This window comes from Rhizobium sp. NPDC092011 (assembly GCF_044756305.1).
Taxonomy (GTDB): domain Bacteria; phylum Pseudomonadota; class Alphaproteobacteria; order Rhizobiales; family Rhizobiaceae; genus Rhizobium.
The window spans coordinates 251,270-275,672 of the sequence record NZ_JBIVSO010000001.1; the positions used below are offsets into that span (position 1 = coordinate 251,270).

Consider the following 24,403-nt stretch of genomic DNA (forward strand, 5'->3'; position numbering starts at 1 on the left):
GACCGCGAGCCGACGCGATTACTTGCGCGCTCCGGTCATTCGTGAATTTCGTCCCTGCTTGCTGCGGCACTCGCTGCCTGAGATCAGACTCAGGCTCCATAACTTCTTGCGCACGTAGAATCCCCCACTGCATCACCAACGGCGTTCAATTTCCGTCTGCCGCTGCAGAAGGTATAGCAAGATGGCCACGATTATCTTGGGGGATACCGAACCGATTTTTGATGCATCGCGAACAAGCGCCGCATCTGCGGTCCAAAACTCGAATCCGCGCGATGTAGAATGGAGCGCACAGAAAGCAATCACAGCGTCTGTGGCTATTCGACACTCCAAATCGGGTGACGACTACCGAAATTATTATGAACGCAGCTACCAAGAAGCTACGACACCGAACGCCTGATCTCAGACGGTGTGGCGTTGAAGCGTTGACGAAACGCTCTGCTGAATGTCGAAAGATCGGAAAAACCGACATCATATGCGATCGTCGTAATCCTGCCCGTATCCGCGTCTCGCTCCTTGAGAAGACGATAGGCGAGATCGAGCCGGGAATCCCGCAAGAATTCGGTAAACGTCTGCCCCTCACTCTCGAACAGTCGCTGAATGTAGCGCGGCGTCACCCCTTGACGACGCGCAATGGCATCGATGTTGAGCCCGGGATCGGATAGGCCTTGAAGAATGTCCTGTCGAACAAGCCTGCGCCGCGCGGCCGCTTTGCTGCGCTCATTTCGTTCTGCACCACCACGAACGAAGTCATCGAGGACCAATGCAGTCAAATCGTAGATGTGTCGCGCCGCCATGTCCCCGGCTTTCGCCGAAAGAGGTGGATGTCGGCGAAGCGTCTCGACATAATTCGCTAGGAGGGGCATACCACATGCGCCCGAAGGGATCAGATAGCTGGCCTCCAGTTCGAGACGTGGCGCCAGGTCGGCGATGATATGGCGATCGAGCGAAACAAGGTCGACGGTCGTGGGCTTCCCATAGCGGAATTCGTGACACGTCCCCTCGTTCACGATCACCGTGTCGCCCGCGGAAACCTTGAAAGCGGGCCTGCCGTCGATGGAAATCTCATGGTCCTGATTGTGGATCAGAAGAAGATACTGTTCGCGGCCATCTTGTAACAGATCGCGCGTGCGCGCGCCGCTCATGGGTGCGTAGAGGCCGCGCGCCACGGTCAAGCCGCCGGGCAAGGGCATCGCCTCCATATCGATCCGCACGTTTTCATAATCAGCCGGCGCAAACTCGCGCCCCCCGATGTGGCGAGCCATAAAGTCATGGACGAACGCAAGTCGTTCTTGCCGGGGGACATCGTTCGTGGAAAGGCGCCGTGTTGGAAATGGACCGGAACTCACTCTACCTTTTCCTTTCGCCTCACCCCTTCATGAGCACTCGATCACGATAGACCTTCGCCGGGCAAAAATCATCACAGACCCGTTCGGCGGAACGATACAACGAGTTCCGCCTGAGTGTCTTGATGAAATACGAACTGAAGTTTCGCACAGAACGAACATAAATCCAGGGGCCTTTGGAAAACCCGCCAAACCACCAGGAATGCATATCAATTTGTTGCAAAAACTCGCGCTCAGAACATAGGCTGAGTTGTTTCGTTACGATTGGACTCGGACTTATGAAGAATGGAAGCGCGGCCAATACGCCGACAGAAGAACTTGATGAAATTCTGTACATCGAAGATCGCGCGTATGTCGAGCTTGACCAGGCTCAGCGCGCGCTCCTTGCTTCGGACGTTTCCTGGCTGGAATACCGAGCCGAATTCCGCCGTCAAATGATCAAGGACGGCTTTCTCAAGCACCCCTGGCGAAGCATTTTCGAAGCCGACATGATCTTCACCTTGATCGGCCATAAATGGCTGGAGGGAGAAATACTCACGGTGAAGCAGGTCGCGACCTACTTCGATGCGTTCACCAGCGAAGTCACTGTCACTCGCCACATTGATGATATGGTGGCGTCGGGCACGCTCGTGCGCAGAGCGGATCCAAAGGATCGGCGTCGCCTGCTTTTGATTCCAACCCGGCGACTGTTCGAGATCGGCCGCATCTTCTTGCATGCGCGCAAGGAAATCGCTCGCAAACATGGCTTCGTCCATGAGCTGCCACAAGATGGCGCCAGCGAACAATAGGCACCAAATTGCAATCGATCCGATTTGATCCGGGGCAGACTCGTTAATAAGCATGACCTTCTCTCAGAGGAGAAGGATAGATCATGCATAGGATTTTCATAATATATGCGGCGACCGTCGCTATAGCCCTGTCAGCATCGGTCGCTATGGCCGACAATGTCGATTTGTCACCGGCTCAGCGCGCAGCTAATGTTAAAGAATACAACAAGCGGAAAGCCCAAGGGATAGTCGAGACGCCTCGTGGAGGCCGCGGGGCGTCCAAAAAGTCGCAGCAGGAACATGTGGGCGGCACAGCGCAGCGGCAAGCATCTGGGCAGAGCAGGCAGAAGTGCGACGAAGCTGCACAAAATGCCCAAGCGACGGCGACGGGGACGGCTGTCCTCTCGAGCGTCATAGGACTTATCCCTTTCGGTGGCTCCGCATCCGGCATTGCAGGCGCGGCAGCAAGCGTTGGCGCGTCGGCTGCAGGTGAAATCGCTCGCCAGAAATCCGCAGCTGCGATGCAGAAGGAATGCATGTGAGGACCCAATCTTTCCGCTCTGCTGACGATGTCCACGCTCCGAATGCGCCGTTCTCAAAAAAGGACCTGGCTCGCGCCACCCTGTTTGCCTTCGCATGGGCCTTTTCCGTCGTTCCCGTGCACGCGAAGGCCGCCTCCTGCTCCTGCCGGCACCTTGAAAGCATCCAACAGGAAATCGGGAACACAGAGGCGCTGATCGATCTGCAGCGGGACATCAGCGACAAGCTCGAAGCGATTGAAGCACCGCTGATCGAGGCCAAGAAGAATCCTCGTGACCCGGACTCCGACGTCAACATCTACGATCGCTCACTTCGGGCGCGGAGCCGAATAATAAGCAAGTTCAAGCTCCCTCACGCACCGGCAAAAGGCTACACGGGGCCAGCCGAGGTCAAAATGAGTTTTGGTAGCTGCGAGCAATCCGCATCAGACCTTGAAAAGCTAGAAGCCGGTTCACAATGCAAGGAACTGGCCGACATCAATCTCGCACACGAGAGCGCGCATCGAGCCGAGTGCCGGAAATCCGGAGCCACTGAATATTGGAAGCGCTTGCCCAGTAAGATGGCTGCCGAGGAGGTTGCGCGATACACTGAGCAACTCGCCAAATTGCGCGAGCTCTTGAGGAAGGTCCACGATGCAGGCGACGTGATCGTCGAGGCCCATATGGAGCCGAGGATCAAAGGTCCTCAATTCGACGTGACCTACTCCTATCAGACGGGCCCGATCAAACTGAAGGGCAAAAGTTCGTCGGGTTCCGACCGATGGTCACTGCACGGCAATGGCGTGCAGATTGTCGGGATCGGGAAGATGAGGATCGCCGGAATGAACTGCACCTCGGCAGGACAGACCACCACCCAAATCGATTTTTCCATGGAAACGGACGGGCTGACGATGACCTTGAAAGGCAATTCGAAAAGCGCGCCGGGAGACATAAAGGTCCAATGCCACGGGGGTCGCGGCATGTCGATGAGGCCTCAGGGCGAAATGGGATCCGTTCAGTATTTTGCCGACCAGGAAGTGAGCGGGGAGACCAATATATCTCGCGACGTCAACGCCATGGACTTTGGAAAGATATTGGCTCGAGGCGGCTTGTCGGTCACTGGAGCCGAGACGATTAAAGTCAAACTGATTTGTCCGGGAGCCTGAATGGGGCGGGAAGTATTGATCCACGCCGTTGCCGGACCTGAAGCTGGTGAAGTAAGAGCGCTGCTGGAGAGTGACGAATTAATTCTGCGGGGAGAAATCCGCCGCCGATATGCGAAACTCCAGATCACTAGTATTCTGAGTGACGGAGGAATATTGCGCTTCACCTACGATGGCGAGCTAGTCTCTCTACACCTTGGCGAGAGAACGGCCGAGGCTTGGCGAAAAGCGATAACGACCCCCTCCCCTAATCTACGTGCGAAGCTCGGCCTGGCCCCCGACCGCAACGCGTTTCTTATCGGCGCTCCTGTAGCCACCGAACTGCGTGACGCGCTTGCTGGAGCGCAAGCGCCAGAAGTCCACGACGCCCCGATGATCATTGCCGTGGTGTGCTCCTTATCTGACCTGAGCAATGCGCTGAATGCCCATTCGCAAGCGCCTCACCTCCCGATCTGGATCGTCTGTCGAAAAGGAAAGGGCGCCTCTGTCGGCAGCAACGACATTCGAAAGGCGCTTCGGAGCGCCCGGTTGCGCGACACGAAGATCTGTTCGGTTTCAAATGACTGGACAGCGACCCGATATATCTCCGCAGAAGTTTCTTAATCGCCATAAAGCCCGAAACCGTTGAGGACGATTGCGGTAGCCACGGCTTGGTGAATTCGAACCCAAGCCTACCGCACATCGGACGACGACCTTCTAAGTCGTCGACGCCAAACGCAGCGGAATCAATTCCACCCACCAATTCATGTGACCGCAGGCCATTGTGCAACAGCCCGTTGCACAATGATCGAAGCCTAGGAGAATTTGTGTCTATTTCTGTTTATTTAACTCTGGAAGAAGTTGTCGAACGCTATCGAAATCAAGTTAGCGAGGGCACGTTGCGCAACTGGCGATCGAAGAGGATCGGGCCATCATTCGTTAAAATCGGCAAATCGGTTCTGTACCCGGTCTACGAGCTAGATCGCTGGGATCGTTCAAACCTCGTCCCATGCCAACGCACGCGATACCCCCCTTTTGATACTACTGAATCTGATACCAGCGTGATCTGAGCGTCGGCATGAGCCTCGTCCCGTTGTCGAGGGTTCATGCCTACTGAAGCAAACGGCTGCGAACATCGCTTCTAGCGAGGCACTTGTCGCGATCTGCATTCCCCCGTAACCGTAGTTGCCACAGTGACTCGTGCTCCTGCATGCGGTTCCGGAAGCTGGAAGGATCGGGCGGAATACGGCGGGATGGTCACGGAATGTCATTTGTTTCAGACACCAAACCCATACCCCAGCTCGTCCGCAGGCGCACATAACACGCTGATAAACAACCACTTATTTCGTTGGCTGTTTTGATCCATAAGCACCCTTACCTAAATCCTGCTTTCCGGGTGCTGGTACGTATCCACCGCAGCCTAGCTTTCTCGGGCATCCGAAGGCTCAACCCGCCGGATAGTTTTGCCGTTGCAAGTTTTTGCGGAAGTCGGGCAACAACATCTATTGCAAATATTTTGCGAAGGAGGAAATTGCAATGTAGCCCTTCGTAGCATTGCAAATCTGCGCCTAGCCAGTTCGACTGCCATTTTCCGAAGACCAAACTCCGCAAACGATAGAATGGGACATGATCAAATCCGAACTTATCGAAGTCGTCGCAAGCCGTAACCCTTATCTGCATCTGAAGGACGCCGAGAGGATCGTGGATGCGGTCCTGGAGGAAATGGCGGAAGCGCTGATGCGGGGGGATCGGGTCGAACTCCGAGGTTTTGGCGCATTCAGCGTGCGTCACCGGTCTCCGCGATTAGGCCGCAATCCGAGAACAAGCAGCCCCGTTTTTGTCGAAGAAAAATGGGTGCCCTTTTTCAAGGCCGGAAAAGAGATGCAGCACCGTCTGAACGCTGACGATAACCTTGAGGGAAACCGGAGTGACCCCTCGTCAGCGGAATAGTTCTTCAGATAAATGACAACCCAGCAAATCAAGCCACCGTGGGGAACGTTATGGCTAGGGGAAAGGTCAAGCGGTTCGATGTTGCCAAAGGTTACGGCTTCATAAAGCCTGACGATGCTAGTCTAGGTATTTTCCGGCATCTCAGCAAAGTCATGGAGGCAAACCTACCTCATCTTCGACCAGGTAAACCACGAAGACATTGAAGGTTTTTCGGGCCAAACACGGTCCTCTCGAGGCCGAAGACTGCTTTGCGAGTCAAGTGGAGACGGCAAAGCCTGCCAGACGGACTATAGGTCCGTCCGGAGATTGCGCAGAAGCGTGTTCCAAGACGAATCCGCTTACTTCCGCTGCAGTGACTTTTCCGAAGGCTTAAAATTGACAAGCAGGGATTTCAGCTCGATTTCCCGAACACGCCGGGCCGCCTCGTCAGGGCTAACCCAATCGAGAATACGCTGTCCTCGCTCTTTGAATTCCATCCTAACCTCCTTTACCTCCACCTGAAAAATTTCCACGACGCAAGGGACAACGTTACCGTCATCAAGATCCTTTAGGTACGTGTAGCGGCCGATTGGCGTCTTTTTCACCTTGCCGCGAACGCCAGCTTCTTCCCAGGCCTCGGTAGCTGCTGCTTCATGAGGCTCTTTGCCTTTCATCGGCCACCCTTTTGGGACGACCCAACGCCCGCTGTCACGTGAGGTGATAACGAGTATTTCGACCCCATCGCTGTCATTCTTATAGCGAAAGCAAAGTGCGCCATACTGGTTGCGGAACGCACTCGAGATCAGTTTTTCGGGCGTGCGCGCAAGCTGTTGCAGCAAGTGGTTTGATTTGGGTGTCGACGGCTCCCGGCCTTCTTTTCTTGACTTCATGATGACTAAGAGTGTCAGATTTCCGCTGCCACCTCAATCACCTGAGCAAGTCTTAGATAAAGCACGGTCGACGAGCCAGAGCTTCTCGATCTTGTCCCAACCGACACGGTCTTTGTTGGGAACTGCTTGATGCATGGCTGCAATACCGACCGCTAGGGGCCTGACAGCGTGGGTCTTAGGTGGCCACATGCGCCGAGAAAAGGAATGCCTTATCAAGAATCGCAGCAACTGAACGAAGCTAATCAATGCCGACGGCATTACCCGCGACATGACGATTTGGATGAATCCCGGAAAGATATTGAGGCAAGAGAACACCGAAGAGATACACGAGCTGATCGGTTTGACAAGCAGCGCATCAGAGCCGCCACGTTGCACCAACATCTTCACATCGCACATTTGCACGAAGCCCCGAGCGCGCATGAAGAACGGGAGATCCGTGCGGCAAAACGACTTCTGGCCAGCGCCATCCACCCAAGACCGCAAACGGCGCGAGGATCAGCCGCAGGGGCGTCGGAGCGCCGGCGTAGCCCAATGCTCACGAGATCCATCCCAACACGCGCGAAGCACGGTAGGACCGTCACCATTAAACCATCACAGTGGTGGGCTAAGATAGCTTTCGACCTTTATGCACGAGGATGACGATGGCCGATTTTGATCGAACAGCGCATTGGCAGGCTGTTTATACAACCAAAGGCGAGGGTGAGGTCAGTTGGTTCGAGGAAGACCCGCACCACTCCATGGAGCTTATATCTAAAGCGAAGGCTGGGCTGAATACGAGCATCGTTGACGTTGGCGGCGGCGCTTCTCGACTGGTGGACGCCCTCGTCGCCAGAGGTCAGTCGCGTATCACGGTTATCGATCTGTCCGCGGCTGCCCTTGCGACTGCCAAGAGCCGTTTGCCTTCGGCAAACAACGTCACCTGGGTTGTGTCCGACATAACGCAATGGGAGCCCGATGCCGCCTATGATGTTTGGCATGATCGCGCCGCGTTCCACTTCCTGACCAACGCCGCGGACCAAAGGGCCTATGTCGATGTGATGGCAAAGGCACTGAAACCAGGGGGCATAGCGATCATCGGAACGTTTGCGCCATCGGGTCCGGAGCGGTGCAGCGGCCTGCCGGTTGCCAGGCACGACGCAGCAAACCTGGCCGCGATCTTCGGTCCGAGATTTCGGCTGTCGCGCAGCGAGCCGTACCGGCATGTCACCCCGTGGAAATCGGTACAGGATTTTCTGTTCAACACCTTCGAAAAACGGTTAATCTAGTCCTCACCCCAGCAAGGTCGATCTTGTGAGCGTCGCCAGCGCTCGCCGCTCTAGTTCAGACGTTCTGAGCCGGCTCGTCATTCGATCGGCAGTATGTTTAGCGAGGTTATCGGTCTCAGGTACCTGCCGGCTGAGCAGCCCGGCATGTACCTGTCCTTAGATGTCTGAAAGGTTCCCGTGATGTCTCGGAAATGTTTCGTCGTCACATAGGTGTAAGGCGCCCCGGGCGGTGTCGGGCTTCTTGGCTCCGACGAAAGGAACCCGCGCTGCGCCACCCGCCGATCATATCGCGAGACACTTACTTGAGGCTAGCGTGAAGCTGTTGCCAAGGCTTTACGACATGCCGTTCAGGTCGCAGAACGCCAACATTTCATCGAAACTGCAAGCGCGACATTCCTCGATGTAGTGCGCAACTCCATATTAACAATCCCTGCCGCAATCGGTGCTAACACGATCCATCCTGACCTGCTTACATACACTGAGGGCTGCGATGCGACAGCCGCCTTTAAAGAGCGGAGCTGACAGTGGAATACTCGTCGCTGACAAACGCACGAACAACGCCTGGAGCAGGTTTTGCGCCTCGTCTCCAGGCTTTTCGGGCCTGATAGAACTCCTCCTCGATCGGCGTGGTGCTTACATGACTGTCCGTGCAATCTTCGATGATTTGAAAAGGACCACGAATCTCCGTGCATAACCTTGAATACAAGTAATTATATATTATGTTATAATGTATAATGACGAACGCCATTGGAGACAATTATGTCGGTCACCGCAATTTCGGATAAGCTGTCGGTCTCACCGCAGCCAAGCATCGAGGAGATCCGGTCGCTTGGCGACAACGGGTTCCGGACGCTCATCAACAACAGGCCAGATCGCGAAGATTCGGCCCAGCCGGGTACTCAGGCCGAACAGCAAGAAGCAAAACACTGCGACCTCTCCTACACTTTCATTCCTGTCACGGCCGATACGATCACTGAAGCGGACGTGCGTGCGTTCCAGCGGGCGGTCGACCAATCGGAAGGTCCGGTGTTCGCCCACTGCAAGACCGGCACACGTTCGCTCAACCTTTATCTGATCGGGGAGGTCCTTGACGGTCGCATGTCTGCCAAAGAGGTTGTCGAATTCGGACACAGCCGCGGCTTCAACACCGCTTCTGCTGCAGCCTGGCTTGAGAAACACGCTGCGCGCATGCCGCGGGTGAAGGGCTTCTTTGACAAGCACACCTGGAGCGTCCAGTACGTCGTGTCCGACCCCCTAACCCGCAAATGCGCCATTATCGATCCGGTGCTCGACTTCGACGAGAAGGCTGGAGCGACCGCGACCATCAATGCCGATGCTATTCTCAACTATGTAAGCGAGAACGACCTGACCGTCGAATGGATCCTCGACACGCATCCGCATGCCGACCACTTCTCGGCGGCACAATATCTGAAGAAGAGGACCGGCGCTCGAACAGCCATTGGCGAGCGGATCGTCGATGTTCAGAAGCTGTGGAAGGCCATCTACAACTGGCCGCAGCTCGCCACCGACGGCTCGCAGTGGGATCGGCTGTTCGCCCATGGTGAAATCTTCCAGGTTGGTTCGATCGATGCGAAGGTGCTGTTCTCCCCGGGACATACGCTTGCCTCGATCACCTACGTGATCGGCGACGCTGCTTTCGTGCACGACACGCTCTTCGTGCCTGACAGCGGTACGGCGCGTGCCGACTTTCCGGGAGGCGACGCGCGTGTTCTATGGAAGTCGATACAGGACATTCTGGCACTGCCGGACGATACCCGGATCTTCGCGGGCCATGACTACGAGCCGAACGGCCGCGCACCGAAGTGGGAGAGTAATGTGGTCGAGCAGAAAAAGTCCAACTCGCATCTCGCCGGCGTAACTGAGGAAGAGTTCGTCGCACTGCGAGTCAAGCGCGACAAGAGCCTGCCGATGCCGAGGCTGATCCTGCATGCCCTGCAGGTGAACATTCGTGGCGGGCGTCTGCCGGAGCCGGAAGCGAACGGCACGCGCTACCTCAAGTTTCCGCTTGATGCCCTGCGGGGAGCAGCATGGGAATGAGTGTCGATCTGAAGGCAATGATGAAGGAGGCTCTATCTCCGGCCGAAATGGCCAACCGCGCCAGCGAGGTCGCGAAGCTGTTGAAGACACTGTCCCATCCGGCACGTCTGATCATCGTCTGCACACTTGTAGAAGGCGAATATTCGGTCGGAGAGCTTGAAGAGAAGGTCGACATCCACCAACCGCATCTGTCGCAGCATCTGACTGTGTTGCGCGGCTCGGGAATCGTCGAGACGCGGCGGGACCGCAAGCAGATCTTCTATCGCTTGACGGAGGAGAAGGCCGCGCAATTGGTCAGCGCCCTCTATGACATCTTCTGCGCGAAGGAAGTCAAATGAACGCATACATCTCCTCGTTGTTCGGGGGCATGCTGATCGGCATTTCCGCAGCTATGCTTCTGCTCCTCAACGGCCGCATTGCAGGGATTAGCGGGATCGTCGGCCGTCTTGTGCAAGGGATCGGCGTGATGACCAACCTTGCTTTCGTTCTCGGGCTGCTCCTTGGTCCGTTTACCTATCTGCTCGCGTACGGTAGCTTGCCAGCGATACAGATCACCGCAGGCTGGCCACTGATCGTAGTTGCCGGTCTGCTCGTCGGCTTCGGTTCAAGGATGGGATCGGGCTGCACCAGCGGGCACGGCGTCCTCGGACTGGCCCGACTATCTCCGCGCTCCATAGTGGCCGTCGCAATCTTCTTGACGGCTGGCGTGATCGCCGTGGCAGTTCTCAGAGGTTTCGGATTATGAATAGAAACATCTACCAATTCGCAGCGGCACTCGCCTCAGGCATCGTTTTCGGCTTGGGGCTGTCCTTGTCCGGCATGCTGAATCCCGTCCGCGTTCGAGGCTTCCTCGACATCTTCGGTACCTGGGACCCCAGCCTAGCATTTGTCCTTGGCGGCGCGGTCGTCGTCGCCTTCATCGGGTTCCAGATGATGGGACGTATGGAACACCCAGCCTTCGATGATAGCTTCCAACTGCCCACGACCCAGCGGATCGATGCTCCCTTGGTCATCGGCTCGGCCTTATTCGGTCTCGGTTGGGGGATCGGCGGCTTCTGCCCCGGTCCGGCTGTCGCATCCTTGCCCCTCGGACTTCCCGCAGCGGGGCTGTTCGTCATCGCCATGCTGGTGGGGATGATCTTTCATGACCGGGTGTGGAGCAAACGCTAGTGCTACTCTATCTTCTCGGCAGTCGGATCCAGCGGGCTCGTCGGCTTTATGCTCGGTCTCGTGGGCTCAAGCATACTGACGACTGCAAGCCTGTTGATAGTGGTCGCTCCATTCTGGCAACCGCCTCGACAGGCGCAGCCGTCTTGATCGATCGCGAAACCGGGCATGTTTCATTCCGCGCGAGAATGCCAAAGCGCTTTCGGCTGACCTGGGTTGTCGATACCGTCCACGTCAACACGTTCGATGCAATCAGCGACCGCATTTCGGGCTTTCGACCGCATCCGTTGAACAATTACTACCTCACGCCGGAACTATCGGCAAAGAGAGCAAAACGTTGTCGCCGGCCACCGGACGGTGGCACCTCCGGCAACGTCATCTTATTTTAGGCGGGTCTGATTGCCTAGTGAAATCGGCTACCAACGGACCTACAAACCTGGCTGGCTTGGCTCCGCCCATTACACCATCTAGCTAGGTAGGCTCGGGCGTCACAAAAAGTCGTCGAAGTCGATCGGTACCGAAAACCCTACCTTCACGCGATCCATGATCACCATTGTCTTGACCCCCTTGATGTCGGGATTTTCGTAGAAAAACTTGCGGGTGAAGGCTTCATAATCCTCCATGCTGCGAGCGGTCACAATCAGCACGAAATCCGAACCCTCGGCAACTTTGTAACCGTTCATCACCTCGGGCGTCTGGCGGATCGACAGTGTGAAGCTCTCCAACGCGATGTCCGCCAATTGCAGCTCGAGCGTGATCTCTTGAAGAAGGCCAATGAACTCCTAAAAAAGGCCTGGGCGTCGATCTGCAGCTCCTGAGTAATCGGGAGAAGACACAGCTGGCTGACGCCCTCAAAGATATCTATTCCATGGGGTGCGAACTTCCCTTTGCCCAGTCCAGCCGACACACTTTTGGGTTGGCACGAGTTTTCCGAACAGCTGGAGGCGATGCGCGAGACTTCAGGCGCGGCTTGGATAGCGACAACCGACTAAGGGTTAACAGGAGAACTGGCCTTCGAGCTTCGGAATAGCAGTCCGGTTTTGCAGATCGTTGATCGGCAGCGTTTCTCTTTCGAGACCCCCGATCCATCGCTGACTACAAAGGCAGCGCTTCTCGTAGAGCCATCGAACGAAGACGGTTTGAGCGCTATGCGAGGGTGCTTCGCAGCGTTCTCGGCGTTAAGCCACTTATCACGTCAAGCCGGAAACCGCGTCATCCAAATCTATACCGTCGCTAAGGTCCAAGGCACACCGGGAACTACCCTTTCGGAGGGTTGCCCTCTTTAACATCATAGTTCCATCACACGGTGGTTGCCCATCAACCCTCCAACCCCAGCAGTAACGGCCATCGCAATAGCCCCCCAGAAGGCAACGCGAAGAGTGGGCTTTAGTATCGCGGCTCCGCCGGCCTTGGCACCAATCGCTCCAAGCAATGCCAAGACAGCGAGCGACACACCAAAAACCGCAGGCACCAGGATATCTCTCGGCGCAACCAAAGCTGCCAAAACGGGCAGAATACCGCCTGATGAAAAAGTGGCCGCCGAAGTCATCGCAGCCTGGATCGGATTGGCTGAAATTGTGTCGGAAATTCCCAGTTCGTCGCGAGCATGGGCAGCAAGTGCATCCTTCGCCATTAGCTGCTCAGCAACCTCAATGGACAAAGCCGGTTCGACACCGCGCGTCACATATATCGCCGCCAGCTCCTTCACCTCCGCATCGTGGTTTGTCGCAAGCTCGCGTCTTTCCCGCGCCAGATCGGCACGCTCGGAATCGGCCTGAGAGCTTACCGATACATATTCTCCTGCAGCCATCGACATTGCACCAGCGACAAGTCCGGCAACTCCCGTCATAAGAACGGTGCTCGATGACGTTGCGGCCGACGCCACGCCCACCATCAAGCTAGCTGTGGATAGGATACCATCGTTGGCGCCTAGGACGGCTGCACGAAGCCATCCGACACGAATAATAAAATGCTGTTCCGTTTGCGCACTGTCCATTCGACACCCTTTAGGAGGTTGGGGGTATGCTCGCGACCGACGACTACCAAACCCTTCTCAGGACTTCATGTCAAAGCGAACTTCAAAGCTCGGCTTTTCTACCGGTCTCTCCGCTACGAGTGGGACAGGATTTCTAGCCTCGTTTTCGAGGAGACCAGCTTGCCAACAGAGGTTTTCCCTTCCGTTTGAAAGTTTGGATGCAGGTGCCATCCTGTAAGGTTCCTGTAAGAATCGAATGCCAGTTTCGACCTGCGATCGATAGACACGTATTCGATCCGGATTTGGATGGATGAACCATCTGCAAAACTAGCCGCGCTTGACGCATGACGCGAAGGCTCCGCTGAAGAAGGGCTTTCTCAATGACTTCCATTAGTTCTATCCCCGCTACTGCGGCTGCCTCGCTTACATCGAAGCCTTCCGCGCCCGCGATAGCGGATTCCGATACCGGCAGAACGTCGGCCCCTACAGTCGGCTCATCCTCTGCAGCCAGCGTTCCGTCCGCTATTGCGGCTTTAGCGTTGCGCGGTGATTCCGACGGCGACTTTGACGGCCACTGAATGCCCACACGGCAGGATCGGGAAGCATGGCGATCGTTCTGCCACGGATATGATAGTTGAATCTGCCTCCGGTTCGCGCGGGCCCGGATTGCCGCCCCCCCTCCCGTTCGGAATGCCGTCACTGCCCTGTTATTGCCATCCCAACGTCATGGCAGGGCAGCCCAACATCTCCCAAGTCTAGCCTGTGCTAAACTCAAGGACTTTGCATGATCATTGGCGCGAAAGCATCCCGCTGCGACCAAAAACACGGTTTGCGACATAATCAATTCAACTGGCGGGTGGGCACTCCCAACGGTTACTTCCGAGCAGCGATGACGTGGGCGCGGATTCTGCCCTCAATCTCACCGTGGCCGAAATGCTCCGCAAGTGCAGATGCTACGACGTCGGTAACCGCTTGGAGACCGCCTGGAGCGAGGGCCTCGATTTCACCGCGTAAGGGGTTTCCCTGGCAATACCCCGTTGCCGCGTCGAGTGCGGAACCTGCATGACCGATCTTATCGACGGTTTCAACGGAGGCTTCCGCGAAGCCCGCCTCCTTCACCGCCTTCACAATCGCCTTGGTGTCATAGTAACCGTGCGGTGTCCGCTCCATGAACCTCGGCGCGTCGTCCGGAAAACAACCTGCAAGGGCGGCGCTGGCGACGGTGACAAATTCATTGCCAGAAAGCTGATCCCAGACAGAGAATATATAGGTGCCGCGGGGCTTCAGAACACGGCGCACCTCGCGATAGCTCTGCAGTTTGTCTGGGAAGAACATCACGCCAAACTGGCAGACCGCCAAATCGAAGCTCTCATTCTCGAAGGGCAGCGCCATCGCGTCGGCCTGGCGAAACGTAACCCTGCCCTGCGCGCTCTGCTGCCTCGCCGCCGCATCCAGCATCGGCTGGTTGAGGTCGGTTGCCACGATCTCCGCCCCAGTCCCAAGCTGCATCGCGAGTGCTCGCGTCACTACCCCTGTACCCGCTGCGAGTTCAAGCACCCTCAACGGACTGAGCCGCGCTACGCGATCAGCCATGTCCTTTGCGTATGGCTCGAAGATCATCGGCACCAGGTATCGTTGGTAGATCTCGGGGATGGTTCCCGAGAAAACCTTATCCGCTCCCGTCATGACAGCCTCCCAAACCCAGATGGACTATATCGCAAACCCGTTTCAGGCGACAGTCGAGGGACTCACGTTCGGGGTTTCTTGGGGTCTTCCTCACTTTGTGTGGTTAACAGACCGTTAGCGATGACCCGGCTATGGGCTGGCATGCGAACGAAATCGAAATGGTCGCCCGGTCCGGGTATTAAAGTGCAGAGCGTCGTGTTTAGCGATGAAGGCAAATGGGTAGTGTCGACCTGCGGGCCACCCTCGGGCATATGCCCAGATTGCCGACATCAGAGCAGAAGTCGGCACGGCTGGTCGTACCGCAGTCTTCAAGACCTGCCGATCCAAGGTAATGCCGTGACGGTGAAGCTCCAGTTGAGCCGCTGGCGTTGCACATATCGGCAGTGTAAACGGCAAACGTTCACTGACCGGGTCCCAGCGATTGCCTCTCCCTATGCCCGCCGCACAAGTAGGGCCGCCGAAATAGTCGGCCTGCTTGGCCACAGTACGGGCGGCCGCCCCGGAGAGCGCCTGATGCAGCGGCTGGGGATGTCGATCAGCGACGACACCATTCTTCGGCACTTGAAGCGCAATGCTTCACGGGTCGATGACGAACCCCCGGCACGGATCATCGGTATCGATGATTGGAGCTGGCGGAAATCGTGGCGCTACGGCACAATCATCGTTGATCTCGAACGCCGGAAGGTCATGGAAATTCTCGAAGACCGGAGCGTGGCAAGCGTTGCACGATGGTTGAAGCGGCATCCCTCTATTGAGGTCGTCAGCCGAGATCGATGCGGGCTTTACGCGCAGGCCGCTCGTGAAGGTGCCCCGCAAGCGTCTCAGGTGGCGGACCGCTTTCATCTCATCCAGAATCTTCGTCTTGCTATCGAGGAACAGATGAGCCTCTCCGGCCGAGCTACAGGCAGGGCACTGCTACCAGACGACGACATCGAGAAGGACTGTGATGATCGTGATTTGCGTGAGCAGGCGCCTGAGACGCCTTGGCGTAATCAGCTTCGCCGAGCACATCGGAAGTCCCGGAAGGAAGTGTTTGAAACGGTGCACGCCTTGAGCAAAGAAGGCTTGACCTGCTCGGACATCGCGCGTCGCACAGGATATGGCCGCCGCAGCATCGCGAAGTGGCTGACGTTCGAAACTCCACCCGAGCGAGACAGGGGTGCGCTACAGCCGACCTCTCCTCTATACTTCGAAGCTTTTCTCACCCAATATTGGAAGGATGGCAACCGCCGTGGGCGGCATTTATTCCACGACATCAGGCGCCGCGGATATACCGGCAGCTTTTCCAATCTCGAACGCCTCCTGGCAACATGGCACCGCGCCGAGAGACCGGAGCAAATTAAGGATGAGAGTGATACGGCGCTGGCTCGGATTGGGCCTGCCGACAGAACATATGACAATGCGCCTGTAAGTGACCCGCAAACCGGACATCTGATCTCACCGGTTGTCGCGGCTGCCCTTTCTATAAAGCCGCGCGGCGCGCTGACCATCAATCAAGTACGGAAAGTGGATGCCCTCAAACAGGGATCACAGACGTTTGCTGTTTTGCGCAGCTTCTCCATGCGATTTCGTGGAATATTTCATGGCCGAACTTCGGCGAAACTCGAAGAATGGATCGATGATGCCATTGATTCTGACCTCGTTTTCCTGGCCCGTTTTGCCCGCGTTCTCCGCCGGGATATCGACGCCGTCTGTAACGCCATCGACCTGCCCTGGAGCAACGGTCAGGCAGAAGGTCAGATCAACCGCTTGAAGACGATTAAGCGCGCAATGTACGGCAGAGCGGGTCCAGAGCTTCTCAGAGCGCGGATGATGCCAATCAAATTGGCCAATCTCCACACAAAGTGAGGCAGATCCTCGATAAGTATGCAGTATCATTAGCGATGAATTTTCACTATATTTTGCTCGAAATTAGCTGATGCCCATATATAACTTATAATTATTTTACATATACTTCTTGGAAGTAATACTGATATTTAGCAATATATACTCTGCGGATGACCAGTGGCTTTAATTCTCCAAATGATCCTGAGTGCCCAGCGCATAGCCGCAGGTGCGAACAGTACGAATGAGGTCCGGTCCTAACCTCCTAAGCGCCCTACGAATATGCCCTATATGAATATCCACTGTCCGAGGCTCGACCTCTGTATCTTCCGGCCATGCCGCGGCAATCAATGCTTCACGACTTTGTACGATTTCTGGATTTTGCAGAAGATGTCGAAGAAGGCGGAATTGCAAAGCGGTCAGCAGAACATTGTGACCGTTCCTGCGCACCTTCACGGTCGCTGGGTTCATCTCAATATCGGCGAAGCGAAGAACGTCGGCGCTTGCCACTGCTGCCCCTTCTTCGATCAAGGCACCGAGTCTTCGGTGGCGAAGGAAATCTATGAGATCGGCTGGATCAAAGGGGCGGACCAAAACAAGATCCACGCCGGCTTCATCGAACGGCGCAGTGGCTGTTTCATGGGATTGATTGCAAAGCAGCACGATCCCGATTTCACGCCGCACGCCCTTCAGAGCAACGACATCTCTTAAACACGCTTCTGATGCGGACTGATCGACAATGATGGCACTTACCGACCCGTCGTGCAGCGCATTTATTGCATCTTGCACGTTCACTGTAAGTGATACAGAAAAGCCATCGATTGCGAGGACATGCTGCAGCAGCAGAAACATTTGCGCATTGTGCGAATGCACCAGGATACGAAACTCCATGTCTCCTCCTTCCGCTTGCCTTAGAGCGGAGCAAACTCACCGCCGTTGACATCAAGGATCGCACCATTGATGAAGCCCGCTTGCTCCGAGATGAGAAAGCAGATTGCGGCTGCAACGTCTTCTGGCATCCCGATGCGACCAACCGGAATTCGCGCAAGCGCTGACTTGTTGATCTCACTATCTGGCGGTCCTGCCATTCCAGTGGCAATCCTGCCCGGAGCGACAAGATTGACAGTGATGCCATGGCCGGCGGAGGCGGCCACCAGCGATCGCGCCAGTCCGGAAAGCGCTGCCTTCGATGCGGCATAGGCGGCACCTGATATTCGCGGTATTGTCCGGCCAGCAATCGAACTCATGAATACGATGCGGCCGAAATCACGAGCGATCATGTGCGGCAGGACGGCCTGGCAACACCGCATTGCACCTGTCAGGTTGACCGCAAGAACTGAATGCCACTCGTTCGAAGTGATCTGCGCAAAGGGCGTGGCACCGTTTTCACCTTTTGGGGATATCCCAGCGTTGCTGACGAGAATATCCGGCATGGCCCACGTACGTTCCAGCGCGTGGAAGAATTTTTCTAACTGTATCGGCTTGGCCAAATCGACAGTTCGGGCAAAAACACTCTCGGCGCCGAATCGCGCCGAAAATATTTGCTCTGCGGCTGTCACATGGTCGCGGCGCTGGCCGAAGAAGGCCACCCTGTAACCATGATCAAGGAGGCTTGAAGCGGTTGCCAAGCCTATGCCCGAGCTGCCACCGGTTACGACAGCAACCTTTTTCCGGGGTGCCGGCGTCATGCGGCACGGTCCATTTGTGCGAAGAGTGACAGGGGCGGATGTGCCTCCGGATCCGTCATGACTTCGATGAGCAACGGTTCATTGCCTTCTATGCCACGTTTCAGGGCCGGAGCGAGCATTGCCGGAGCGTCTACACGGGTCGAAGGGCATCCGCAGGCTTTCGCAAGCGCGGCGTGATCGACCTCTGCGAAATGGCATGCGGACGTATATCGGCCGAACTTCACGGTCTCGGCGTCACGCTGGAAGCCGAGAATACCATTGTTGAGCACGATGATGGTTACCGGCAAACGCATGCGCACCATCGTTTCAAGTTCAGCCCAGCTGTGGGCAAAGCCGCCATCGCCAACGACGGCAACCACTGGCCGTTTCGGCTCGGCCGCCTTGGCGCCGAGCGCAAGCGGGAAGCCCCATCCAAGTCCGGCGAGACCTCGCGGGGTGATGAAACGCGTGCCGGAGCGCGGCGCCCTCAACTGCCCGAGTATCCACATCGAGGAATAGCTAGCGTCTGCCACTAATGCGATGTCGCGCGAGAGCCAGGGCTGCAGTTCAGCCATGACTCTTTCCGGGCGAATTGGCGAGTTGGCCGACGCATACTGAGCATAGCGCGCCTCGTCGAAGTGGCTCCAGAATGAAGCAATTCGCTCTTCAAGGGACGCGCGCGAGCTTCGCCTGAGCAACAGGTCGCAGCCTTGAAGCGTGCGAACCAGCGCCGCCAATGTTTCTCTGGCATCGCCGATAAGCCGAAGAGCCTCATAGTTTCGACCCACTTCGGTTGGATCGATATCGATATGGATCACTTTTGCTTTGGCGGGAATCTGGCGCCAATTGTCGGTGCCGTTCTGATTGGTGCGAGTACCAACAAGGATTACCAGATCGGCTTCCGCCATGAGTTCACGACTGTAGAGGCCCAGGGAGCACGGACCGACGAGCGAGCCCAGCACGCCGGCAGACAGCGAATGGAATTCGCTGACGGCGCCCTTGCCCATATTGGTCGTGAAGACAGGCAGGCTTGCCTCCTCTTGAAGACGGGCCAGTTCCTCTGTCGCGCCACCACAATGAACGCCGCCGCCAGCAAGGACGACCGGTGAACGGGCACTGGCAATCTGTTCAGCGGCGAGTTGCAGATCCTGGTCCGATGGCCGGGTTCGATCAAGTGGCCACCGCCCGAGATTGCTGGTGCGGGGTACCGCGGTGACGGGCGCGGGCGAACGCAAAAGATCCGCGGGCAGCAGCAAGGCCACCGGGCCCGGACGACCAGAGGTGGCGGCAGTGAACGCCGCATCAATATAGTCGTCGACCCGTTCGGCAACCGTAATGCGCCGGACCCATTTGGTGCAAGATTGGAACAAAGCAATCTGATCGAAGTCCTGGAAGGCGTTCTTGTCGGTTTGATCACGCTCAACGTCCTGGACCAAAGCAACAACCGGAATACTCGCCTTCAGGCATTCGCCAAACGGCGGCACGAGCAATGTCGCGGCAGGGCCGTTTTGCGCGGCGACAACCCCGACTTTTCCAGAGGTGCGGGCATAGCCATCCGCCATGGCTCCGCCCATGTTTTCCTGCCGATAGGCGATCTGCCGAATGCCACACGCCTCGGCTGCAAGGATGAGTGCCGATGGCAGGCTTTGCGCAAAAATCATCTCGACACCGTGACGCCCAAGCGCTTCCGCGATCCGATCCGCCACCGTGCCCGTCATTGAGGTACCCTTCATTGCTATCCCTCCCAACCCGTCCTGCTGTTCTCTTCCAGAAAATCGTCAAAGGCAGCGATAATGCTTTCGACGTCCGCCCCAGACATCGGCGTCGACAGGCATGCCGCGGCGCCGAAGGGCAGCAAAATCCCGCATGCCAGGAAATGTCGCGAGAGCGCCCGCATGACGTCATTCTCGTGCGGGTTCATGGTCGCCATATGGAAACTCGTCGGTGCAATCATCCTGGGATGGATGCGAAACAAGGATGCTGCGCCGGAAATTGAAAACGACGCGCCGCGTTTCAGAGCTACTTGCGTCAACCCTTTGCGCAAACCATCCCCCAATCGCTCCAGGCGATCGAAGGCCTCAAGCGTCATGGCATCCATTGCAGCCTTTCCGGCAACCATGGACACAGGGTTGGCCGAAAACGTACCGCCTTGTGAAACCAGCGGCGCCTCGTCATCAGTGCCGAAGACGGCCATGACGTCGGCCCGACCTCCAATGGCGCCCACTGGGAAACCTCCGCCGATGATCTTGCCGACCGTGATCAGATCCGGTTCAAGGCCATAGCGGGCTGAGGCCCCGGCAAAACCCTGCCTCAGATTGAGAACTTCATCGGCAATGACAAGGATGCCGTATTTGCGGGCCACGGCGGACACCGTAGCGATGAAATCCGGCGCCGGATGCAGCAGCCCTGCCCTGCTCGGCATCGGATCGATGAGAATGGCAGCAACGTCGTTTGCTCTGGGCGCGATTGTCAGCTCTATACCGGCCACATCGTTGAAATCCAGGACGAGGACGCTGTCGGCGATCGAGTGCGGCGCACCCGGGTAACCGAGCTTAGGCAGATTTTGGCCGGAAGCGCTGTCTATTTTGACGCCGCCCTGGCCGGCTTCGGCCCAGTCATAGGCGCCGTGATACGACCCTGCAAAGCGGACGATTGTTGACCGGCGGGTAAAGGCGCGAGCAGCCTTGATGGCAAACATGACGGCTTCGGTCCCACTATTGACGAAGCGTACCTGCTCCATCGCCGGTATGCGCGATACCAGCAACTCGCCGAGCGCGATCTCATGTTCGGTGGGATTGGCGAAGCATGTGCCCGTTTTCAGAACTTTTTCCACGGACTCGACGACGGGCGCAAAACCGTGCCCGTGGATCAAAGTCGTAAAGTTGTTGTTGAGATCGAGCAGACGGTTGCCGTCCGCATCCCACAAATACGCTCCCTCGCCTTTGGTGACGTAAATTGGGATGGGATCCATTTCGATTGTGGAGCGTGTGATACCAGCCGGGAAAACACCTTTTCCCCGGCGAAAGAGATGAGTTGATCGGGCTCGAATAACCGACCAGCCTCGTCCCTGAGCTTTATCCGTAAACATGACAGGAAGCTTTCCGTTGCAAGAACAGGCGCGTGTCTTTGCACCGCCTTTATATTTTTGTTGCAACAAAAGACTTCGCCGTCAAGTCAATGCATCAAAATTTTTGAGTTTAAAGGCGCAGATTTGCACGCGCCGCGCGCCGCAAGCTCCGAAACCCGTCGCGAATATCACTCTCGAAAGCAGCCCTTAACGCGGCGCCATCACGCTCCGCGAGGGCCTCCATCGCCATCTCATGATTATGCACCCCATACTTCTCCTCGGCAAACTCCGGGTAAAGGTTGTAGAGCGACGGACCAATGCGTAGCCAAAGACCCTCAATCATCGCAACAAGGTGAGGAAGGCCAGCAAGGCGATAGACCGAGAAGTGAAATTCCTTATTGTGCCAAAGCGCTGCCGTGTAGTCCTTGTCCAGTAACGCTGAGTTGATCTTCTCTTGAAGTTCCTTAAGTTTTTCAATAACTTCCCCCGAGCCTTCTTGCGCTGCTCGCTCCGCCGCAAGCCCCTCCAAAGCAAGGCGAACCAAGGTTATTTCCTTTAGATCAGCCTCACTGAGAATGGGGACGATCACCGTCTTGGGCCCAGCATAAACCAATGCGCCGTCGCCGATCAAGCGGTTGATGGCATCTCGCGCCGGCGTCGAACTGATGCCCAAGTCCTCCGCGACGGCGCGCACCGTCATCTTGTAACCGGGCCCATAAACGCCACGGATCAGGCGCTCCTTCATTTCCCGGTAGGCCGCATCTCCCAAGCCGACAGCGTGCTGATTGACGCCCGAACCCTCGCCCGACTCGAATACCATTTCCCGTTCCCGCATGTTGACAGTACACCTTTTTGATGCAACAAAAAGATTATGTGAAGTTTTCGCAAAGCGATTGTCACATCAAAATAGCTTTAGCAGCCCGCTTTGTGCCTGTCACGGGCTGCTGACTCGATGAATTTTGCATTCAAGCGATCCGCCGGACTGCCAGAAAAGACTAGCACCGTCCGCAAACGGCTGACGCCGCGCGCCAAAAAAACGGAGAATTCTCGCTCAACTGAAGGAGGGCAATGATTTGATTGGCCGAAGATTGATCCTTTCGGGTCTCCAGAAACGCTATGCAGACATCTGGGCCGTCAAAGAAACGGATCTGGAGATCCAGCCGGGCGAGTTCGTCTCGATTGTAGGTCCGTCCGGATCCGGCAAGACGTCGCTGCTGACCATGATTGCCGGTTTCGAGATGCCGACTGCGGGCAAGATCCGCATTGGCGACAAAGACGTCACGCCTTTGCCGCCCAACCGCCGTGATATCGGCATGGTGTTTCAGAAATACGCGCTGTTTCCGCATTTGACAGTCGGGCAGAACATTGCTTTTCCGCTCAAGATGCGCCGTGCTCTTTCGGGAGCGCCGCTTAAATCGCGAGTGGAGGAGATACTTCAGCTCGTTCAGCTGTCCGGATACCAGGACCGCTATCCGAACCAACTATCCGGCGGGCAACAGCAGCGGGTCGCCGTCGCTCGCGCCCTGGTCTTCGATCCGCCGGTCATTCTCATGGACGAGCCTCTTGGCGCACTCGACAAGAAACTGCGCGAGGCGATGCAGTTCGAGTTGAAACGCATACAGCGACGACTTGGCGCAACCGTCGTCTATGTCACGCACGATCAGGATGAGGCCTTGGCGATGTCGGACCGCGTCGCGGTGATGCGGCAAGGCGAACTGCAGCAGATCGGAACTCCAGCCGAGCTCTACGGCAAACCTGCCAACGCCTTCGTCGCTGACTTCATAGGCGTAATGAATTTCGTGCCCGGTACCTATGTCGGAACGGAGAGCGGCCACCTTGCAATCCAACTCGCGGATGGCGTCCTGTTGAGAGCGCCGGCCATTTCACATGGCGATGGAACCCGTCCGGCAAAAGGAACAGCGGTTCATCTCGCCATCCGGCCGGAACATATCAACCTGACACCATCAGGCCAAAGCCCCGAAAATGCGGCTGCCGGCATCGTCGAGGCCTCCGTCTTCTTCGGCTCAACCAACATCCTGCTTGTCCGCCTCACGAGGTTGCCCAGCGTTATCCTGCGGGTGCAGATGCCCGCCGGACAGGCCGCCGCTTTCGAGCAAGGAAGCAGTGTCGGCATTCTCATCGATGAGACGAGACTGCAAACCTTTCCGATCAAGGAGGGGATTGCCGCATGACGTTGCCTGCTTCACCTTTGATCGCGAGACGCCAGTTGCCATTGGCGAGATGGATGCGACCCCGCTCTTCGCGGCATTATGCAGCCATTCCTTCATGGCTGCTGGTCCTGCCGCTTTTGGCGACCTTTGCGATCGGCTTTCTTTATCCCTTGGCCAAGTTGGTCGCCCTCAGCTTCACAGGAGGCCCATCCGCTACTTACGGGCGCCTTCTGGATGATCCTCTGTACGCAGCTGTTCTTGCCGATACCGTGGGGATCGCCACGGCTGTCACCTTAAGCTGCGTTCTCCTGGGTTATCCGGTCGCGCTTCTCATGGCCCGCCTTAAAGGACGGCTGGCCCTGGTCATCGCAGCATGCGTCTTTATTCCGTTGTGGACCTCGATACTGATCCGTTCCTATGCCTGGATCGTGCTGCTCCAACGCCACGGCATCATCAATTCCTTGCTCGTTGCGACAAACCTGACGGATGGGCCGCTCAAGCTTCTCTACACGCAAGGCGCCGTCGTGCTCGCAATGACGCATGTGCTGCTGCCCTTCGTCATTGTTCCAATCTTTTCGACCTTGCAAATGCTGCCGAAGGATTATGTCCGGGCGGCACGCAATCTTGGAGCTGGCGCGATCCGGTCCTTCCTTTTCGTGACCTTGCCGCTCAGCCTCCCAGGCGTGTTTGCCGGCGCAACCATGTGTTTCGTCCTTGCGCTGGGCTTTTACATCACACCGGCTCTGGTCGGAGGCCCGGGATCGATGCTGATGGCGAATCTGATCGGCCAGCAGACCACTGTTCTGCTTGACTGGCCATTTGCCGCCGCCCTGTCGACGGTTCTTCTCGCCATGACGATCGTCTTCATCATCGTGTTTCGCAAGGCGCTTTCCTTCAGCAAAGGATTCAGCAGTGTTCATTGATCAATCGTCCA

General features: G+C 56.7%; 23 protein-coding genes and 2 pseudogenes. 15 read left to right on the plus strand and 10 right to left on the minus strand.

All coding sequences use genetic code 11. The annotated features are described in order from the left end of the window. Positions 1 to 377: 377 nt before the first annotated feature. The gene (locus ACIQJ2_RS01375; protein WP_400666344.1) at positions 378 to 1,346 is read right to left on the minus strand and encodes a helix-turn-helix transcriptional regulator; all 969 of its coding nucleotides are present in this window, start codon (positions 1,344 to 1,346) and stop codon (positions 378 to 380) included. Between the two features lie 275 nt (positions 1,347 to 1,621). Between ACIQJ2_RS01375 and ACIQJ2_RS01380 the strand changes: the two genes are divergently transcribed. The 6 genes from ACIQJ2_RS01380 (at position 1,622) to ACIQJ2_RS01405 (ending at position 5,923) form a co-directional block, all read left to right on the plus strand. After that, the gene (locus ACIQJ2_RS01380) at positions 1,622 to 2,131 is read left to right on the plus strand and encodes a MarR family transcriptional regulator (RefSeq protein WP_400746426.1); all 510 of its coding nucleotides are present in this window, start codon (positions 1,622 to 1,624) and stop codon (positions 2,129 to 2,131) included. Positions 2,132 to 2,648: 517 nt separating this feature from the next. Then, positions 2,649 to 3,794: a hypothetical protein gene (locus ACIQJ2_RS01385; protein WP_400666341.1), complete on the plus strand. Its 1,146-nt coding sequence runs from the start codon at positions 2,649 to 2,651 to the stop codon at positions 3,792 to 3,794. Then, a complete protein-coding gene (locus ACIQJ2_RS01390) occupies positions 3,795 to 4,394 on the plus strand; it encodes a hypothetical protein (protein WP_400666339.1) in 600 nt (199 codons plus the stop codon). Positions 4,395 to 4,597: 203 nt separating this feature from the next. Then, positions 4,598 to 4,840 carry a helix-turn-helix domain-containing protein gene (locus tag ACIQJ2_RS01395; protein WP_400666337.1) on the plus strand — a complete coding sequence of 81 codons (243 nt, stop codon included), beginning with the start codon at positions 4,598 to 4,600 and terminating at the stop codon, positions 4,838 to 4,840. 556 nt (positions 4,841 to 5,396) lie between these two features. After that, positions 5,397 to 5,720, plus strand: coding sequence for an integration host factor subunit beta (locus ACIQJ2_RS01400; protein WP_400666335.1), 324 nt, complete (start codon positions 5,397 to 5,399; stop codon positions 5,718 to 5,720). Positions 5,721 to 5,770: 50 nt separating this feature from the next. Further along, positions 5,771 to 5,923, plus strand: coding sequence for a cold-shock protein (locus ACIQJ2_RS01405; protein ID WP_400666333.1), 153 nt, complete (start codon positions 5,771 to 5,773; stop codon positions 5,921 to 5,923). A 135-nt stretch (positions 5,924 to 6,058) separates the two neighbouring features. On the opposite strand, the gene ACIQJ2_RS01410 is transcribed toward ACIQJ2_RS01405, so the two are convergent. Beyond that, positions 6,059 to 6,589 carry an NUDIX hydrolase gene (locus tag ACIQJ2_RS01410; protein ID WP_400666331.1) on the minus strand — a complete coding sequence of 177 codons (531 nt, stop codon included), beginning with the start codon at positions 6,587 to 6,589 and terminating at the stop codon, positions 6,059 to 6,061. A gap of 641 nt (positions 6,590 to 7,230) precedes the next feature. Here ACIQJ2_RS01410 and ACIQJ2_RS01415 point away from each other — a divergent pair. The 5 genes from ACIQJ2_RS01415 (at position 7,231) to ACIQJ2_RS01435 (ending at position 11,082) form a co-directional block, all read left to right on the plus strand. Beyond that, complete coding sequence (locus tag ACIQJ2_RS01415) at positions 7,231 to 7,854, plus strand: class I SAM-dependent methyltransferase (RefSeq protein ID WP_400666330.1); 624 nt, start codon at positions 7,231 to 7,233, stop codon at positions 7,852 to 7,854. A 759-nt stretch (positions 7,855 to 8,613) separates the two neighbouring features. After that, the gene (gene blh, locus ACIQJ2_RS01420) at positions 8,614 to 9,912 is read left to right on the plus strand and encodes a bifunctional sulfur transferase/dioxygenase Blh (RefSeq protein WP_400746429.1); all 1,299 of its coding nucleotides are present in this window, start codon (positions 8,614 to 8,616) and stop codon (positions 9,910 to 9,912) included. Continuing rightward, a complete protein-coding gene (gene bigR / locus ACIQJ2_RS01425; RefSeq protein WP_400666325.1) occupies positions 9,903 to 10,250 on the plus strand; it encodes a sulfite-sensing transcriptional repressor BigR in 348 nt (115 codons plus the stop codon). Before blh ends, bigR begins: the two co-directional genes overlap by 10 nt. Further along, complete coding sequence (locus tag ACIQJ2_RS01430) at positions 10,247 to 10,657, plus strand: YeeE/YedE family protein (RefSeq protein ID WP_400666323.1); 411 nt, start codon at positions 10,247 to 10,249, stop codon at positions 10,655 to 10,657. The genes bigR and ACIQJ2_RS01430 overlap by 4 nt, the downstream gene beginning before the upstream one ends. Then, positions 10,654 to 11,082 carry a DUF6691 family protein gene (locus tag ACIQJ2_RS01435; RefSeq protein WP_400666321.1) on the plus strand — a complete coding sequence of 143 codons (429 nt, stop codon included), beginning with the start codon at positions 10,654 to 10,656 and terminating at the stop codon, positions 11,080 to 11,082. The genes ACIQJ2_RS01430 and ACIQJ2_RS01435 overlap by 4 nt, the downstream gene beginning before the upstream one ends. A 485-nt stretch (positions 11,083 to 11,567) precedes the next feature. Here the strand turns inward: ACIQJ2_RS01435 and ACIQJ2_RS01440 are convergent. Beyond that, positions 11,568 to 11,840 (minus strand): annotated as a pseudogene (locus ACIQJ2_RS01440) (Lrp/AsnC ligand binding domain-containing protein); the annotation flags it as partial. Between ACIQJ2_RS01440 and ACIQJ2_RS01445 the strand changes: the two are divergent. Next, positions 11,781 to 11,980, plus strand: a pseudogene (locus ACIQJ2_RS01445) (IS3 family transposase); the annotation flags it as partial. The pseudogenes ACIQJ2_RS01440 and ACIQJ2_RS01445 overlap by 60 nt on opposite strands. A gap of 387 nt (positions 11,981 to 12,367) precedes the next feature. On the opposite strand, the gene ACIQJ2_RS01450 reads toward ACIQJ2_RS01445, so the two are convergent. After that, a complete protein-coding gene (locus ACIQJ2_RS01450; RefSeq protein ID WP_400666320.1) occupies positions 12,368 to 13,075 on the minus strand; it encodes a VIT family protein in 708 nt (235 codons plus the stop codon). Positions 13,076 to 13,927: 852 nt separating this feature from the next. Next, entirely contained in the window at positions 13,928 to 14,740 is an 813-nt protein-coding gene (locus ACIQJ2_RS01455; protein ID WP_400666318.1) for a class I SAM-dependent methyltransferase, read from the minus strand. Positions 14,741 to 14,881: 141 nt separating this feature from the next. Here ACIQJ2_RS01455 and ACIQJ2_RS01460 point away from each other — a divergent pair, with 141 nt between their 5' ends. After that, on the plus strand, positions 14,882 to 16,588 hold the full coding sequence (locus tag ACIQJ2_RS01460) for an ISL3 family transposase (RefSeq protein WP_400666316.1): 1,707 nt from the start codon (positions 14,882 to 14,884) through the stop codon (positions 16,586 to 16,588). A gap of 162 nt (positions 16,589 to 16,750) precedes the next feature. Here ACIQJ2_RS01460 and ACIQJ2_RS01465 read toward each other — a convergent pair whose 3' ends face one another. The 5 genes from ACIQJ2_RS01465 to ACIQJ2_RS01485 all read right to left on the minus strand — a co-directional run bounded on the left by ACIQJ2_RS01465 (position 16,751) and on the right by ACIQJ2_RS01485 (position 22,118). Continuing rightward, positions 16,751 to 17,455 (minus strand): response regulator transcription factor, encoded by a 705-nt coding sequence (locus ACIQJ2_RS01465; protein WP_400666313.1) that lies wholly within the window; start codon positions 17,453 to 17,455, stop codon positions 16,751 to 16,753. 20 nt (positions 17,456 to 17,475) lie between these two features. Next, complete coding sequence (fabG, locus tag ACIQJ2_RS01470) at positions 17,476 to 18,252, minus strand: 3-oxoacyl-ACP reductase FabG (protein WP_400666311.1); 777 nt, start codon at positions 18,250 to 18,252, stop codon at positions 17,476 to 17,478. Further along, on the minus strand, positions 18,249 to 19,964 hold the full coding sequence (locus ACIQJ2_RS01475) for an acetolactate synthase catalytic subunit (protein WP_400666310.1): 1,716 nt from the start codon (positions 19,962 to 19,964) through the stop codon (positions 18,249 to 18,251). The genes fabG and ACIQJ2_RS01475 overlap by 4 nt, the downstream gene beginning before the upstream one ends. 2 nt (positions 19,965 to 19,966) lie before the next feature. After that, positions 19,967 to 21,319 carry an aspartate aminotransferase family protein gene (locus ACIQJ2_RS01480; RefSeq protein ID WP_400666308.1) on the minus strand — a complete coding sequence of 451 codons (1,353 nt, stop codon included), beginning with the start codon at positions 21,317 to 21,319 and terminating at the stop codon, positions 19,967 to 19,969. A gap of 109 nt (positions 21,320 to 21,428) precedes the next feature. Next, positions 21,429 to 22,118 carry a GntR family transcriptional regulator gene (locus tag ACIQJ2_RS01485; RefSeq protein WP_400666306.1) on the minus strand — a complete coding sequence of 230 codons (690 nt, stop codon included), beginning with the start codon at positions 22,116 to 22,118 and terminating at the stop codon, positions 21,429 to 21,431. 253 nt (positions 22,119 to 22,371) lie between these two features. On the opposite strand from ACIQJ2_RS01485, the gene ACIQJ2_RS01490 reads away from it, so the two are divergent. Then, on the plus strand, positions 22,372 to 23,490 hold the full coding sequence (locus ACIQJ2_RS01490) for an ABC transporter ATP-binding protein (protein WP_400666304.1): 1,119 nt from the start codon (positions 22,372 to 22,374) through the stop codon (positions 23,488 to 23,490). Positions 23,491 to 23,543: 53 nt separating this feature from the next. After that, a complete protein-coding gene (locus tag ACIQJ2_RS01495; protein WP_400666301.1) occupies positions 23,544 to 24,392 on the plus strand; it encodes an ABC transporter permease in 849 nt (282 codons plus the stop codon). Positions 24,393 to 24,403: the final 11 nt, after the last annotated feature.

Coding starts and splice junctions, on each gene's coding strand:
- ACIQJ2_RS01460 (WP_400666316.1), top strand. CDS start 14,882: ATGCGAACGAAATCGAAATGGTCGCCCGGTCCGGGTATTAAAGTGCAG.
- ACIQJ2_RS01400 (WP_400666335.1), top strand. CDS start 5,397: ATGATCAAATCCGAACTTATCGAAGTCGTCGCAAGCCGTAACCCTTAT.
- ACIQJ2_RS01415 (WP_400666330.1), top strand. CDS start 7,231: ATGGCCGATTTTGATCGAACAGCGCATTGGCAGGCTGTTTATACAACC.
- ACIQJ2_RS01390 (WP_400666339.1), top strand. CDS start 3,795: ATGGGGCGGGAAGTATTGATCCACGCCGTTGCCGGACCTGAAGCTGGT.
- bigR (WP_400666325.1), top strand. CDS start 9,903: ATGGGAATGAGTGTCGATCTGAAGGCAATGATGAAGGAGGCTCTATCT.
- ACIQJ2_RS01410 (WP_400666331.1), bottom strand. CDS start 6,589: ATGAAGTCAAGAAAAGAAGGCCGGGAGCCGTCGACACCCAAATCAAAC.
- fabG (WP_400666311.1), bottom strand. CDS start 18,252: ATGACGCCGGCACCCCGGAAAAAGGTTGCTGTCGTAACCGGTGGCAGC.
- ACIQJ2_RS01475 (WP_400666310.1), bottom strand. CDS start 19,964: ATGAAGGGTACCTCAATGACGGGCACGGTGGCGGATCGGATCGCGGAA.
- ACIQJ2_RS01405 (WP_400666333.1), top strand. CDS start 5,771: ATGGCTAGGGGAAAGGTCAAGCGGTTCGATGTTGCCAAAGGTTACGGC.
- ACIQJ2_RS01455 (WP_400666318.1), bottom strand. CDS start 14,740: ATGACGGGAGCGGATAAGGTTTTCTCGGGAACCATCCCCGAGATCTAC.
- ACIQJ2_RS01465 (WP_400666313.1), bottom strand. CDS start 17,455: ATGGAGTTTCGTATCCTGGTGCATTCGCACAATGCGCAAATGTTTCTG.
- ACIQJ2_RS01485 (WP_400666306.1), bottom strand. CDS start 22,118: ATGGTATTCGAGTCGGGCGAGGGTTCGGGCGTCAATCAGCACGCTGTC.
- ACIQJ2_RS01380 (WP_400746426.1), top strand. CDS start 1,622: ATGAAGAATGGAAGCGCGGCCAATACGCCGACAGAAGAACTTGATGAA.
- ACIQJ2_RS01450 (WP_400666320.1), bottom strand. CDS start 13,075: ATGGACAGTGCGCAAACGGAACAGCATTTTATTATTCGTGTCGGATGG.
- blh (WP_400746429.1), top strand. CDS start 8,614: ATGTCGGTCACCGCAATTTCGGATAAGCTGTCGGTCTCACCGCAGCCA.
- ACIQJ2_RS01435 (WP_400666321.1), top strand. CDS start 10,654: ATGAATAGAAACATCTACCAATTCGCAGCGGCACTCGCCTCAGGCATC.
- ACIQJ2_RS01495 (WP_400666301.1), top strand. CDS start 23,544: ATGCGACCCCGCTCTTCGCGGCATTATGCAGCCATTCCTTCATGGCTG.
- ACIQJ2_RS01430 (WP_400666323.1), top strand. CDS start 10,247: ATGAACGCATACATCTCCTCGTTGTTCGGGGGCATGCTGATCGGCATT.
- ACIQJ2_RS01480 (WP_400666308.1), bottom strand. CDS start 21,319: ATGTTTACGGATAAAGCTCAGGGACGAGGCTGGTCGGTTATTCGAGCC.